This is a genomic window from Kribbella sp. NPDC051620, assembly GCF_044453825.1.
Classification (GTDB): domain Bacteria; phylum Actinomycetota; class Actinomycetes; order Propionibacteriales; family Kribbellaceae; genus Kribbella.
Genome location: NZ_JBITDB010000002.1, coordinates 952,668 through 965,414, shown reverse-complemented (window position 1 = coordinate 965,414; position 12,747 = coordinate 952,668). Strand labels below are relative to the sequence as shown.

At 69.0% G+C, this 12,747-nt stretch carries 13 protein-coding genes; 7 read left to right on the top strand and 6 right to left on the bottom strand.

The features are described from left to right. The first annotated feature begins 2 nt into the window (after nucleotides 1-2). Nucleotides 3-770, top strand: a complete 768-nt coding sequence (locus ACIA12_RS11670; RefSeq protein WP_396366865.1) for a WecB/TagA/CpsF family glycosyltransferase — start codon at nucleotides 3-5, stop codon at nucleotides 768-770. After that, entirely contained in the window at nucleotides 767-2,020 is a 1,254-nt protein-coding gene (locus ACIA12_RS11665; RefSeq protein ID WP_396366864.1) for a hypothetical protein, read from the top strand. Before ACIA12_RS11670 ends, ACIA12_RS11665 begins: the two co-directional genes overlap by 4 nt. Here ACIA12_RS11665 and ACIA12_RS11660 read toward each other — a convergent pair. Next, nucleotides 2,017-2,931: an NAD-dependent epimerase/dehydratase family protein gene (locus ACIA12_RS11660; protein ID WP_396366863.1), complete on the bottom strand. Its 915-nt coding sequence runs from the start codon at nucleotides 2,929-2,931 to the stop codon at nucleotides 2,017-2,019. The genes ACIA12_RS11665 and ACIA12_RS11660 overlap by 4 nt on opposite strands. A gap of 3 nt (nucleotides 2,932-2,934) precedes the next feature. Then, nucleotides 2,935-3,873 carry a ScbA/BarX family gamma-butyrolactone biosynthesis protein gene (locus ACIA12_RS11655; protein ID WP_396366862.1) on the bottom strand — a complete coding sequence of 313 codons (939 nt, stop codon included), beginning with the start codon at nucleotides 3,871-3,873 and terminating at the stop codon, nucleotides 2,935-2,937. A gap of 230 nt (nucleotides 3,874-4,103) precedes the next feature. Here ACIA12_RS11655 and ACIA12_RS11650 point away from each other — a divergent pair, with 230 nt between their 5' ends. Next, a complete protein-coding gene (locus tag ACIA12_RS11650; RefSeq protein WP_396366861.1) occupies nucleotides 4,104-4,865 on the top strand; it encodes an SDR family NAD(P)-dependent oxidoreductase in 762 nt (253 codons plus the stop codon). Here ACIA12_RS11650 and ACIA12_RS11645 read toward each other — a convergent pair. After that, a complete protein-coding gene (locus ACIA12_RS11645) occupies nucleotides 4,862-5,206 on the bottom strand; it encodes an ArsR/SmtB family transcription factor (RefSeq protein WP_396366860.1) in 345 nt (114 codons plus the stop codon). The genes ACIA12_RS11650 and ACIA12_RS11645 overlap by 4 nt on opposite strands. Before the next feature lie 128 nt (nucleotides 5,207-5,334). On the opposite strand from ACIA12_RS11645, the gene ACIA12_RS11640 reads away from it, so the two are divergent. Then, complete coding sequence (locus ACIA12_RS11640) at nucleotides 5,335-6,780, top strand: MFS transporter (protein ID WP_396366859.1); 1,446 nt, start codon at nucleotides 5,335-5,337, stop codon at nucleotides 6,778-6,780. 1 nt (nucleotide 6,781) lies between these two features. After that, the gene (locus tag ACIA12_RS11635) at nucleotides 6,782-8,251 is read left to right on the top strand and encodes an FAD-dependent monooxygenase (RefSeq protein WP_396366858.1); all 1,470 of its coding nucleotides are present in this window, start codon (nucleotides 6,782-6,784) and stop codon (nucleotides 8,249-8,251) included. A 51-nt stretch (nucleotides 8,252-8,302) separates the two neighbouring features. On the opposite strand, the gene ACIA12_RS11630 is transcribed toward ACIA12_RS11635, so the two are convergent. The 3 genes from ACIA12_RS11630 to ACIA12_RS11620 all read right to left on the bottom strand — a co-directional run bounded on the left by ACIA12_RS11630 (nucleotide 8,303) and on the right by ACIA12_RS11620 (nucleotide 10,183). After that, nucleotides 8,303-8,536 carry a helix-turn-helix transcriptional regulator gene (locus ACIA12_RS11630; RefSeq protein WP_396366857.1) on the bottom strand — a complete coding sequence of 78 codons (234 nt, stop codon included), beginning with the start codon at nucleotides 8,534-8,536 and terminating at the stop codon, nucleotides 8,303-8,305. A 184-nt stretch (nucleotides 8,537-8,720) separates the two neighbouring features. Continuing rightward, complete coding sequence (locus tag ACIA12_RS11625; RefSeq protein ID WP_396366856.1) at nucleotides 8,721-9,665, bottom strand: amidohydrolase family protein; 945 nt, start codon at nucleotides 9,663-9,665, stop codon at nucleotides 8,721-8,723. Beyond that, entirely contained in the window at nucleotides 9,665-10,183 is a 519-nt protein-coding gene (locus ACIA12_RS11620) for a cupin domain-containing protein (protein WP_396366855.1), read from the bottom strand. Before ACIA12_RS11620 ends, ACIA12_RS11625 begins: the two co-directional genes overlap by 1 nt. Nucleotides 10,184-10,339: 156 nt before the next feature. On the opposite strand from ACIA12_RS11620, the gene ACIA12_RS11615 reads away from it, so the two are divergent. Both ACIA12_RS11615 and ACIA12_RS11610 read left to right on the top strand, forming a co-directional pair. After that, complete coding sequence (locus tag ACIA12_RS11615) at nucleotides 10,340-11,992, top strand: FAD-binding oxidoreductase (RefSeq protein WP_396366854.1); 1,653 nt, start codon at nucleotides 10,340-10,342, stop codon at nucleotides 11,990-11,992. Nucleotides 11,993-12,113: 121 nt separating this feature from the next. Further along, nucleotides 12,114-12,734 carry a ScbR family autoregulator-binding transcription factor gene (locus ACIA12_RS11610; protein ID WP_396366853.1) on the top strand — a complete coding sequence of 207 codons (621 nt, stop codon included), beginning with the start codon at nucleotides 12,114-12,116 and terminating at the stop codon, nucleotides 12,732-12,734. Nucleotides 12,735-12,747 lie beyond the last annotated feature (13 nt).

Here is a 12,747-nt window from a genome sequence, read left to right as displayed (position 1 = left end):
CGATGACCGCTGAGACACAGGACCGCGTCGACGTACTGGGCATCCATGTCAGCGTCACCGACATGGAGCACACCGTCGGCACCTTCGCGCGCTGGATCGACGGCGGCGAACGGCACCTGGTCTGCGTCTCGGACATGAACGCGCTGCTGCAGGCTCGCGCCGACGCCAGGCTCACCCAGGTCTACAACACGTCCGGGATGACGCTGCCCGACGGGATGCCGCTGGTCTGGGCCGGCAAGAAGGCCGGCTTCGACCGGATGGACCGGGTCTGCGGGCCGGACCTGATCGAGCGTGTGATGGCCGAGGCCGAGCTTCGCGGCTGGTCGCAGTACTTCTACGGCGGTGCCGACGGCGTACCGGAGAAGCTGCGCGACACCTTTACCGCAAGGCATCCGGGGCTGAAGGTGGCGGGCGCCTACTCGCCGCCGTACCGGGCACTGACCGCCGAGGAGGACGATGAGATCGTCGCCCGGCTGAACGAGGCGAACCCGGACATCATCTGGGTCGGTCTCGGCGCACCGAAGCAGGAGCGCTGGATGGCCGATCACCGCGACCGGCTGAACGCGGCGATCCTGATCGGCGTCGGCGCGGCTTTCGACTTCCACACCGGCCGGGTCGACCGCGCGCCGAAGTGGATGCAGAAGTCCGGGCTCGAGTGGAGCTACCGGATCTACAAGGAGCCGCGCCGGCTCTGGCGGCGGTACGTGCTGGGCATTCCGAAGTTCGGGGTGGGCATCCTGCGGAAGCCGCCGAGGCCCGTCGCATCTTGAAATTGTCGAAGCTGGCCGGTCCTGCCGGCCGGGCGGGCTGGGGGCTCGGCGACCAAGCGCTGTCCAGCCTGAGCAATCTGGCGGTCGGCGTGCTGGTCGCACGCAGTGGGACGGTGTCCGACTTCGGCGTCTACGCGCTCGCCTTCGGCGGATACACGATCGCCCTCAACGTCTCCCGGGCGGTGGCCACCGAGCCGTTGTCCGTCCGGTACTCCGGCGACCGCAACCCGGCGTGGCAGCGTGCTGTCCGAGCGGCGACCGCGACGGCGCTGTTCGCCGGTCTGATGGGGATGATCGTCGGCCTCGCGATCGCGCTGTTCCCCGGCGTGCCGTCCAAGGGCGTGCTGTTGGCGTTTGCGCTGACTCTGCCGGGCCTGCTGCTGCAGGACGCGTGGCGCTGGGCCTTCTTCGTCGTGGGGGAAGGGCAGAAGGCTTTCCTCAACGACCTGATCTGGCTGCTCGCGATGGGTGCGATCTTCGGCGGGCTCTACCTGACCAACACGGACACGGCATTCTCGCTGACGTTGGGCTGGGGCCTGGGTGCGGTGGTCGCTGCGATAGCCGGGCGCTTCCAGGCTGGAGTGAGTCCGCGTCGGCAGTTGATCAAGGAGTGGCTGCTCACGCATCGCGATCTCACGCCGAAGTACGTCGGGGAGATGCTCGCCGTTAGCGGCACGATCCAGGTGTACATGCTGGGGATCACGGTGGCCGCAGGGCTGGTCGCTACGGCCGGTATCCGGGGTGCGCAGGTACTGCTCGGCCCGGTGAACGTGCTGAACCAGGGGATCCGCATGATCGCGGTACCGGAGGCCGCACGTGCGCTGAAGCACTCGTACCGGCGCTTGTGGCTGGTTGGCCTGGCGATCTCGCTGGGAGTCGGTGCTGGTGCCCTGGCCTGGGGAGCGGTCTTCTTGCTGCTCCCTGAGACCGTGGGGGAGCACCTGCTCGGCCCTGGTGTCTGGACTCAAGCCAGGACGGTACTGGTGCCGGTGATCCTGCTGCAGGCACTAGGAGCGTCCAATGCCGGCGCCTTCGCCATCCTGCGTGCATTGACCGCTGCCACCCGTGGCCTGCGGGTCAGGCTGATCTCGTCGATCATCCTGATCACCATCGGCGTCGGGGGAGCCTTCCTGGAAGGACCCAAGGGTGCTGCCTGGGGTCTTGCGGTCGCGTCCTTCTGCACGCTCCTGCTGTGGTGGAACGAAGCCCACCGAGCCATCGCAGCGCACCGCGCCGCAAATCCGCGCTAGCCCTGGCGATACCAGTCGAGGCGGTCGGGGAACCGGCTGGCGAAGCCAGGGCCGGGATCGCACGCTGTGTCGCGCCAGAGGCTCGCACTCTCGAACCAGTGATCGGTGGCGATCATGTCGAGCGCGTGCGTCGAGCCACCGACAGCAGTCAGCCGCGCCGCGGCCTCGTCGTACGTGAGACTCGTCGGGCCATCAGAAGTCCTTGGCAGCAAGCAGGAAATAGCCTCCATGAGCTCGGCCACCGGCACCGGCAGCGGATGGTTCCCGTGGTAGATCGCCGAGCTGAGTGCCGGGGCGAGAGCCAGACCGGCGAGGCCCTGAGCCAGGTCTTCGACATCAACCATCGAGACCCGCGCCGGCCAGCCGTCGACGTCAGCGCGCAGGGCGCCGAGCAGTTTCGCCAGTCCGGGAATGACCCAGCGGTCGCCGTCGCCGTACACGAGATAGGGCCGTACGACGACACCGCCCGCCGCCAGGACCTCTTGCTCGGCGGCGAGCCTGGTGCGGCTGGCGATCGAGAGCGGGGCGGGGATCAGCTCGTCGGGCGAGGCGTTGCGGTAGACGCCACGGCCGTACACGCTGGCTGTGCTCAGGTAGATCACCCGGCTGACTTTGGCCTTCGCGGCGACGCGGAACAGGGTGCGGGTGCCGTCGACGTTCACCGCGTTGCTCGCGGCCGTCGTGCCGCCGATCAGCGAGGCGCAGTGGATCAGGACGTCAGCGCCATCGCACAGGCCGGTCAGCGATCCCGGCACCGCGAGATCGACCGGTTGCACGACACTGCCCGGCGGCGCCGCAGCCATCGGCTTGCGGTGAGTGGCCAGCCGAAGGCTGACGTCCGGCCGGGTGAGGGCCCGGACGACCTGCCGGCCGACGAAGCCGGTCGCGCCGGTGATGGTGACCGTCGTCATCTCTCAGCGGACCGGCTCGACGGTCACGGTCGAGGTGAACACGGCCTCGCCTTCCTGGGTCGCGGTCACCTTGATCGGTGTCCGACCGTCGCTGCCGGTCTGGCCGCGCACGGTTGTCACCACACAGGGCTGGTCGAGCTCGGTGTAGCGCAGGAAATCGATGTCCAGCGCGACGGGCAGCACCGACTCCGGGAAGGACGCGGCGAGCGCTGCCTGCCGAGCCGCCTCGAGCAGGAGCATCCCCGGTACGTGGTCAAGCGGATGGTCGAACAGCGCCGGATGGGACAGGTCGACCCGCAGCCGGCGGGAGCCACCGTCGAACGGAGTCAGTACTACGTCCCGCGCGTCCGTCCGGCCGACGGCGACCGGGCACTCCGGGGTGAGCTCTGGGATCGGAGCGAGATCCCGGTCGACCCGGAGGCGGCGGTAGACGGACGGCGAAGTACAGGTGTATTTGGCCTGGCCTGAGCCGGCCAGGACGCCGTCGCGGAAGAACTTCACCTCGTAGCGCATCCCGCTGAGGCGGCTGCCGCGGCGGACGATGTCGTGACAGGTGACCTGCAGTTCGAGATCGGTCGGCGTGCTGGACACCCGCAGGGCTTCCGGCGTCGTCTCGAAGGACAGCTCCGACACCAGGAACTGGTGGCCGAGCGGGACCCCGAACTCGGCGTGCGCGAGCAGCAGCCCGGCCTGCCGGACGGTTTCGGCGCCGAGCATCGGATCCTGCCAGCGCTGCCCGGCGACCGGCGTGTAGAAGGCGTGGCAGCGCGGCCATTGCGCCGTGACGCTGAAACTGTCCGGGCGGTCGGCGTGCCAGGAGGTGAGAAGCACCTCGGCGATGGCGGCGCGATGGACGTACTGGCTCGGCACGGTACTGGTGAGAACTGGGATCGAAGCCGTCAGCGGGCTCCGATCGGCGGCAGTCGCGATCGGTGTGGACATGCTCGTTGGACCCCTCCATCGAGCGGAGGCGCGAGCCTCCGACTCCCCTCGGAACCGGCCGGGCGGGGGCCGGTGCCTAGCAAGATACATACCGACCGGTCTGCTATCCACCTGAGGGACTCGTTGTCTCATCGGTGACCCGTACCTGACTAAGTAACGCGGCGCGCGTTGTCTTCTCCTGCCGTCGCGGGTAACCGTGGCGGCGGCGCAGACAAGAAGAGGAGCAGTACATGACCGATCGTTTCGGGGGCAAGGTCGTCCTGGTCACCGGTGCCGGCAGCGGCATCGGCCGGGCCAGCGCCCTCGCGTTCGCGCGCGAAGGCGCCACCGTGGTCGCCGCGGCCCGGGGCAGCGAGGGAATCAAGGAGACCGTCGCGCTGATCGAGGCGGCGGGTGGCAAGGCGAGCGCCGTCGAGGCCGACGTCAGCAAGGCCGACGAGGTCGCCAATCTGGTCCGGACCACCGTGGAGCAGCACGGTGGTCTGCACATCGCGCACAACAACGCCGGTGTGTTTCCCAAGCCCGGACCGGTCGGCGACATCGACCTCGAGGTCTGGCAGCGGGCCGTCGACATCAACCTGACCGGGCTGCTGCTCTCGCTGAAGTACGAGATCCAGCACATGCGCGACAACGGTGGTGGCGCGATCGTCAACACCAGCTCGAACATCGGCGCCCATGGCCGCCGGCCCGGGATGGCCGCGTACGCCGCGTCGAAGGCCGCGGCGAGCACGCTGACCCGGGTCGCCGCGCTGGACCACATCAAGGACGGCATCCGGATCAACGCGGTCAGCCCCGGCGCGACCGACACCGCGATGTCGTTCCGTCCGGGTGAGGACGTGGATGGTCGCGCCGCGCGGCTTGCGGGCGTCGTGCCGATCGGTCGCGTGGGAAGTACCGACGAGATCGTGGCGGCCGTGCTGTGGCTGGCCTCGGACGAAGCGGCGTTCGTGGTCGGTCACGACCTGGTCGCCGACGGCGGCGTTACCGCCTAGGTACGGGGAGAGGGGCCGGCTTCGACCGCGTCCGCGGGCTGCTGGTGAGCTGCCAGGATCGTGCTGAGCAGGCCGGGGAAGCGGGCGTCGAGGTCGTCGCGGCGCAGCGAGAGCAGCAGCTCCCGCCCGGAGGCGCGCTGGTTGATCACGCCGCTCTCGCGCAGCACCCGCCAGTGGTGGGTGAGGGTCGACTTCGACACTCCCTCGACGATGGCGCCGCACGGATACTCCCCGCCGTCGGCGAGGACCTGGAGCACGGTCATCCGCAGCGGGTTGCCGAGGGCAGCCAGCACGTCCTCGAGACGGATCTGGTCACGAGCCGGGTGATGTGGTTCGAGCACGGTGAAAGTGTACGCGGACAACCGTAATGACTAACTCCTGGTAGCTCGTTTGACACCCGCAGCGAGATAACTGTACGACTATCCACGTACGGTCATCCAATTCACGGTTGTCCTCTTGAGGGAGTCTCATGTCCATCACCGCAGCGCCGCCGAGGCGGCTCGGTCAGATCCTGCTGCTGCTCGGGTTCGCGCAGCTGATCATCACGATCGACTTCAACATCGTCTACGTGGCCCTGCCGGAGATCGGCAGCGCGCTCGGTTTCAGCTCGCAGAACCTGCAGTGGGTGATCAGCGCCTACGCGGTGGCCTTCGGCGGCCTGCTGGTTCTCGGCGGCCGGGCCGCTGACCTGCTCGGGCGGCGGCGGATGTTCGTGCTGGCGCTGAGCATCTACTCGATCTCGTCGCTGATCGGTGGCCTGTCGCCGAACGACGGCGTGATGATCGGTGTCCGCGCGGTTCAGGGCCTGGGCGGCGCGCTGTTGTTCCCGGCCACTCTGGCCCTGGTGAACACGCTGTTCCAGGAGGGCAAGGAGCGCAATCGCGCGCTCGCCGTCTGGAGCGCCTGCGGAGCCAGTGGTCTGTGCGTCGGCTCGATCCTCGGTGGCGTGCTGACCAGTGCCTTCGGCTGGGCCGCGGTGTTCTTCGTCAACGTCCCGCTCGCCGGTGGCGCCGCTCTGCTCGCCCTCGCGCTGATCCCGCGCGACGGTGCCCGCGAGCACGGCCGCACCTTCGACCTGCCCGGCGCGATCACCGCGACCGTCGGCATCACCCTGGTCGTCTTCGTGCTGGTGCAGGGCCCGGTCTCCGGCTGGGCCTCGCCCGAGATCATCGGTTGCATCGTCGCCGCTGTCGTCCTGCTCGCGGCCTTCGCCGTGATCGAGGGCCGCAGTGCCGATCCGCTGATGCCGCTGCGCCTGTTCACCAACCGCAGCCTCAGCACCGCGATGGCGATCGCGCTGGTCTTCGGCGCGACGTACAGCACGGTGCCGTACTTCCTCACCGTCTTCTTCCAGACCATCCACGGGTACAACGCGCTGCAGACCGGCCTGGTCTTCCTGGTACCGGCCGTGCTGATCGCGGTCGGAACGCAGATCAGCGGGCGGATGGCCGGCAAGGCCGGCCTGAAGACGATCCTGATCCTCGGTCTGTCGATCGGCATCGTCGGTACCGCCGTGCTCGCCGCCGGCATGAACTCCGGTGGCTCCTTCCTCCAGGTGCTGCCCGGGATCGCGCTCTACGGCATCGGCCAGGGCATCACCTGGACGGGCATGTGGATCGCGGCAGCGTCCGGCGTCGCGGGCAACGAGCAGGGTGTCGCGTCGGCGATGACGTCGACCGCGATGCAGGTCGGTACCGCCGTAGGCCTCGCCGTACTGGTCGCCGTCGCCAACCACGGCACCCGCGGCCTGACCGGGGACGCGTTCCAGGACAAGCTGGGCCACGGGCTGCAGACCGCGGTCTACATCGCGGCCGCCGGCATCGTGCTCGGCATCCTGGCCAGCTTCGCGTTCGCCAAGCCGGCCGTCGTGGCCGAGGACGAGCTCGAGCCCGTCGCGGCGGGCACCAAGGACTGACATGGCCTACGACTTCGACGTAGTTGTGGTGGGAGCCGGCCCGGTCGGCTCCCTGCTCACTGCCGAGCTGGCGCTGCAGGGTGTCCGCGTCGGTCTGCTGGAGGCGCTGGCGGCGCCCACCGGCAGGTCGAAGGCCGGCACGCTGCACGCCCGGACCGCTCAGGTTCTCGAGCGGCGCGGGCTCCTGGATCTGGTCGCGGTGAACCAGTCCGCCGGCGGCCCGGTGCCGTTCCACTTCGCCGGCATGTTCGACCTGGACCTGGCCGAGGTCGTCGACGAGGGGCCCGCGATCGTGGGCAGCCCGCAGGCATACGCCGAGCGGGTCTTCGCCGAGCAGGCCGTCGGTCGTGGGGCCGAGGTGTTCCGTGGCGAGGAGGTCGTGAACCTCACCGATCACGGTGACCACGTGTCGGTGCAGACGGCCGAAGGTCATTTCACCGCGCGCTATGTGGTCGGGTGCGACGGTCCGCGCAGCGCGGTACGCAAGAGTGCCGGGATCCCGTTCACCGGTACCGAGGCGACTGTCGCCGCGATGCTGGGGGAGGTGCGGCTGCTGGATCCGTACAACGCTCCGCAGGGCTGGCAGCGCAACTCCCGAGGCTGGACGATGGTCGCCGCCTCGCTCCACGGGCCGAGCCGGATCTTCACCTACGACTTCCGTGGGCCGCACGAGAAGCGGGACGATCCGCTGACGCTGGAGGAGTTCAGCCAGACCGTCGACTACATCGCGGGCCGGCATGTGCCGATGACGGACGCCGGCTGGCTGGCCAGGTTCGGCGATGCGGCGTTGCAGGCCGAGCAGTACCGCAAGGGCAACGTGTTCGTCGCCGGGGATGCGGCGCACGTGCACTTCCCGGCAGGCGGTCAGGGCGTCAACCTCGGTCTGCAGGACGCGCTCAACCTGGGCTGGAAGCTGGCCGCCGCGGTGCACGGCTGGGCGCCGGCCGGCCTGCTGGACACGTACCACTCCGAGCGTCATCCGATCGGCGCCCGGGTGCTGTGGAACGTGCGGGCTCAGGTCGCGCTGATGCAGCCCGACCCACGGGTCGACTGGTTGCGCGACCTGTTCCGCGAGCTGATGGGACTGGACCAGGTGAACGAGTACCTGAGCCGGATGATCAGTGGCATGGACGTCTCGTACGACGTGGGCCTCCAGGATGCGCCGCTGGCCGGTGAGCTGGCCCCGGATCTGCGGTTGAAGACCGGTGCCGGGATCACCAGCGTGGCGCGGCTTCAGCGCGAGGGGAAGGCGTTCCTGCTGGACCTCGCCGGCCGGACGGACCTGCGGGCTGTGGCGGGCGGCCGGCCGGACCGGCTGGCGGTGGTGAGCGCGACCAGCGACTCGTCGGCCGGCACCGATGCCCTGCTGGTACGGCCCGACGGCTACGTGGCCTGGAGCGCACGCGGCCGCGACGACGACCCGATCACCCTGGACCGCGCCATCACCCGCTGGTTCGGCCCAGCCACCTGACCCGACCACCTGATTCCCCGGCCGACTGACGGCGGCCGGGGAATCAGGCTGTCAGGCAGTCAGGTGGGTGGCGTCGTAGGACATGGCGTGGCGGGTCAGTTCGACCCGGCCGCGGACGTCGAGCTTGCCGAAGACGTGCCGCAGGTGGGTGTCGACGGTGTGCGGGGAGATGGCCAGGCGGCTTGCGACCGCCCGGTTGGTCAATCCCTGCGCGACGAGCCGCGCCACCCGTAGTTCGGCAGACGTCAGCCGGGCCCATCGGCCCGGCCCGTCCTGCTCCTGCACAACCTGCTCCTGCACAACTTGCCTGGTTCCTGTCACTGCCACTGAATCCGCCCCTCACAGCCGGTCCCTGATTGCCCCACACCGCCACTCTCGGCGGGGGCAGCAGGGCGCGGCAACGAAGTCGGCGCCAGTTGGTCACTCCGGCAGAACTAAGTCAGGTCAGCCGACTAAGTCAGATTCTGGGTCAGATTCTGGCGGCCAGCCCGGGGAAGAGCTTCAGGGCGTTGTGCCGGCCGATGTCTTCGCGCTCCTGCGGCGTCCAGCCCTGGTAGGCCTGGAAGCCTTCGACGTTCTCGGTCGTGTGCCAGTCCGGCATGAAGGGATAGTCGCTGCCGAACAGAATGTTCGACGGGCCGGCCAGCTCGGTCAGCGCGGGCAGGGCGAAATCCGTTGCCGACATGGCGATGTCGTAGTGCAGCCGGCGCAGCGAGCCGATCAGATCGGCCGGTGGCCTGCCTTCCAGGTACGAGCCGATCGTCGGTCCGTAGGTCAGCCGCTTCGCCAAGAAGGGCAGGGTTCCACCGGCATGCGAGAGGATCAGCCGCAGATCCGGCAGCCGGTCGAGTACGCCGCTGAACAGCAGGCTCACGGCGGTACGGGTGGTCTCGAAGGTGAAGTCGTACAGCGATGGCGGCAGCCCGAAGTTGACCACGTCCTTGGCCGGCGGGGTGGTCGGGTGCACGTGGACGACCACGCCGCGTTCCGCGATCTCGGCCAGCAGCGGCTCGAACTCGGGCGTCCCGAGGTAGTCGCTGCCGTAGCTGGTCAGCAGGCCGACGCCGTCCAGGCCGAGCTCGTCGATCGCGTAGGCCAGCTCCTCCCTGGCCGCGGCCACGTCCGGCAGCGGCAGAATCGCGAACGCGCCGAACCGGGTGGGGTGCTCGGCGACCAGCGAGGCGAAGTACTCGTTCACCTGCCGGGCCAGCCGGCGGGCCTCGTCGCCCGAGACAAAGGTGACGCCGGGCGACGTGATCGACAACAGCGCGGCGGCGATGCCGTTGTGGTCCATCACCTCGAGGCTCTGCTCCGGACTCCAGGTGGGGTAGTCGACGCCCGGGATCGGGTCGAGCCCGCTGATCGCGGCGGCGTACGCCGGGGGAATCGCGTGGTGGTGCACATCGATGAGCATCAGACGTACTTCTCTCCGTACTTGGGGGCCAGCCTGATCGCGTTCTCCTGGTCCAGCAGGTACTGCTCCGGCGGTGGCGGCGGTGCGCCGTCGTCGGCCGAGATCCCCATCTCCAGGAAGAACCGCTCCTTGCCGGCGGGCAGGAACATCAGCAGCATCTTGCAGTCGGCGTCGCTCGCGTTGTGGAACGAGTGCGTCACACCCTTGGGCACGTAGATGAACGACCCGGGGTCGGCGACGACGGTGTCCTCACCGGTGAACAGCTCGAGCTGGCCACCGATCACGTAGAACGCCTCGTCCTCGTTGTAGTGGATGTGCGCGGGCGGACCGCCGCCGGGCGGCACGATCGCCTCGACCAGGCCGAACGCCGGACCGGTGTTGTGCAGTCCGGACTTGAGCGTATAGCGATCCTTGAACACCCATCGGCTCGGACCCTGCCCGGGCGGCACGTAGACCGCGCCCCTGGCCGGCTCGGCCACCGGGTCCTCGAAACTCGTCTGCTGACCCTCGAAACTCACTGTGCGCCGGCCCCCTCGTCGGAAATTTCGATCCTTGTCGGTCCCCAGGATGCGGCCGCCAGGTACCGCCGCGGCATCACGAGAACGCGCGATTCCCAGCGGCCGCGGACTCGGTGAGCCTGGGTGCTCCGAGCGACAGAAAGGTCCGCAGCGAACATGTCTGAGACAAAAGGCCAGGACTTCAGCCGCCGACGGATGCTGGCGGGGAGTGCCACCGCCGCCCTGGGCGGGGTGCTGACGGCCGGCGTCGGCGGTACGGCGACCGCCACCGCCTCCACCGGTGCCACCGAGGCTGTGCCGCCGATCGAGGCGGTGACCGTGCGTCCTGGCGATCCCAGGTACTCGCAACTGATCACCGGCAACAACAGCAGGTGGGTCGCGGCGCCGGAGGCCGTCCGCCTGGTCGGTACCACCGAGCAGGTCGTCCAGGCCGTGCAGGAGGCCGTGCGCACCGGCAAGCGCCTCTCGGTCCGCGGCGGCGGCCACTGCTTCGAGGACTTCGTCTACAACCCGGACATCCAGGTCGTCATCGACCTGTCCCGGATGAAGGCGGTGTACTACGACGCGCAGGTGCAGGCGTTCGCCGTCGAGGGCGGCGCGCTGCTGATGGACGTGTACGACAGCCTCTTCAAGGGCTGGGGCGTCACCATCCCCGGCGGCATGTGCTACTCGGTCGGCATCGGCGGGCACGTCAGCGGCGGCGGCTACGGCCTGCTCTCGCGTACCAGTGGCCTGACCGTCGATCACCTGTACGCCGTCGAGGTCGTCGTCGTCGACCGGGCCGGCACCGCGAAGGCCGTGGTGGCGACCCGGGAGCCCAACGACCCGAACCGCGACCTGTGGTGGGCCCACACCGGTGGTGGTGGCGGCAACTTCGGCGTCATCACCCGCTACTGGTTCCGCTCGCCGGGTGCGACCGGCACCGACCCGTCGGCCCAGTTGGTGAAGCCGCCGACCGAGGCACTCGTCAACGTGGTGTCCTTCCCCTGGGCCTCCATCGACAAGCCGACCTTCGCCCGGCTGGTCAGCAACTACGGCGCCTGGCACGAGGCCAACGGCGCACCCAGCTCACCGAACGCCGGACTGAGCAGCTTCTTCACCCTGTACCACCGTTCCAACGGCAACCTGGTGATGCTGACCGCGCTGGACGCGAACGCTCCGAACCCCGAGGCCCGGCTGCGCGACTATGTGGCAGCCATCACGGCCGGTACTTCGGTAGTACCGGTCCAGCTGACATCTCCGCGCCGGCTGCCCTGGCTGGCGTCGATCCGGCTGCTCGGCACCAGCAACCCGGTCCTGACGAACCCCACACTTCGGGGCGCGCACAAGTCGACGTACATGAAGAAGAACTTCCCGGCCGGCCACATCGCCGCGCTCTACAAGCACCTGACCCGGACGGACTACGCCAATCCGAACGCCATGGTGACGATGCTGTCGTTCGGCGGCAAGATCAACACCGTGGCCGAGAACGCCACCGCGAGCGCCCAGCGCAGCTCGACGTTCAAGCTGCTCTTCCAGGCGTTCTGGGCGGACAAGACCGAGGACGCCCAGCACATCGGCTGGGTCCGCGACCTCTACCGCGAGGTCTACGCCGACACCGGCGGTGTCCCGGTCTCGAACTCCCTCACGGACGGGTGCTACGTCAACTACCCCGACGGCGACCTGCGGAACCCGCAGCAGAACACCTCCGGGGTGCCGTGGTCGACCCTGTACTACAAGGGGAACTACTCCCGGCTGCAGCAGGTGAAGGCCCGCTGGGATCCGCGCAACGTCTTCCGCCACTCGCAGTCGATCGAGCTCCCGAGCTGACCCTGCTGCGGTCGCGTCCTGGTCTGCTGGAAAGATACAGACCGCACGGTCTGGTTTCCAGAGGGTTCGCCCTGGTCTTACCCTGAGGCGAGCCCGTCAGACCGAGGGAGGATTGATTTCGGTGGCCCAGCAGGAACGCGCGATCAGGACCCGGCAGGTGCTGCTGCTGGCGGCCGCGTCGGTCTTCGACGAGGTCGGCTACGACGCCGCCAGCATCAGCGAGATCCTCAGTCGCAGCGCCATGACCAAGGGGGCGCTGTACTTCCACTTCGCCTCCAAGGAGGAGCTCGCCCGCGGCGTGATCGAGGCCCAGACCGTCGACCTGGAGCTGCCCGAGACGGGCTCGAAGCTGCAGGACCTGGTGTGTCTGACCCAGCTCATCGCGAGTCGGCTGCAGACCGACGTACTGCTCCGCGCGGGCATCAGACTGACCGTGGAGGAGCGCACGCTGAACCTCCTGGGCACCAGCCGGGTGAGTCCGTACGCCCGGTGGATCGAGATCTGCGAGGCCCTGCTGACCGCGGCGAAGGCGAACGGCGAGCTGCTCGGGCACGTCCGGCCGCCGGCGGTCGCGGAGCTGGTGGTGGCCTCGTTCACCGGCATCCAGCTGGTCTCCCAGGTCTACAGCCGCCGGGTCGACCTGCCCGAGCGGCTGAGTACGTTCTGGCGCTATCTGCTGCCCGGGATCGCGGTGCCCGGAGTGCTCCCGCACGTTGCCACCGAGCTGCCGATCGCGGGCTGACCCGCTGTCGAGA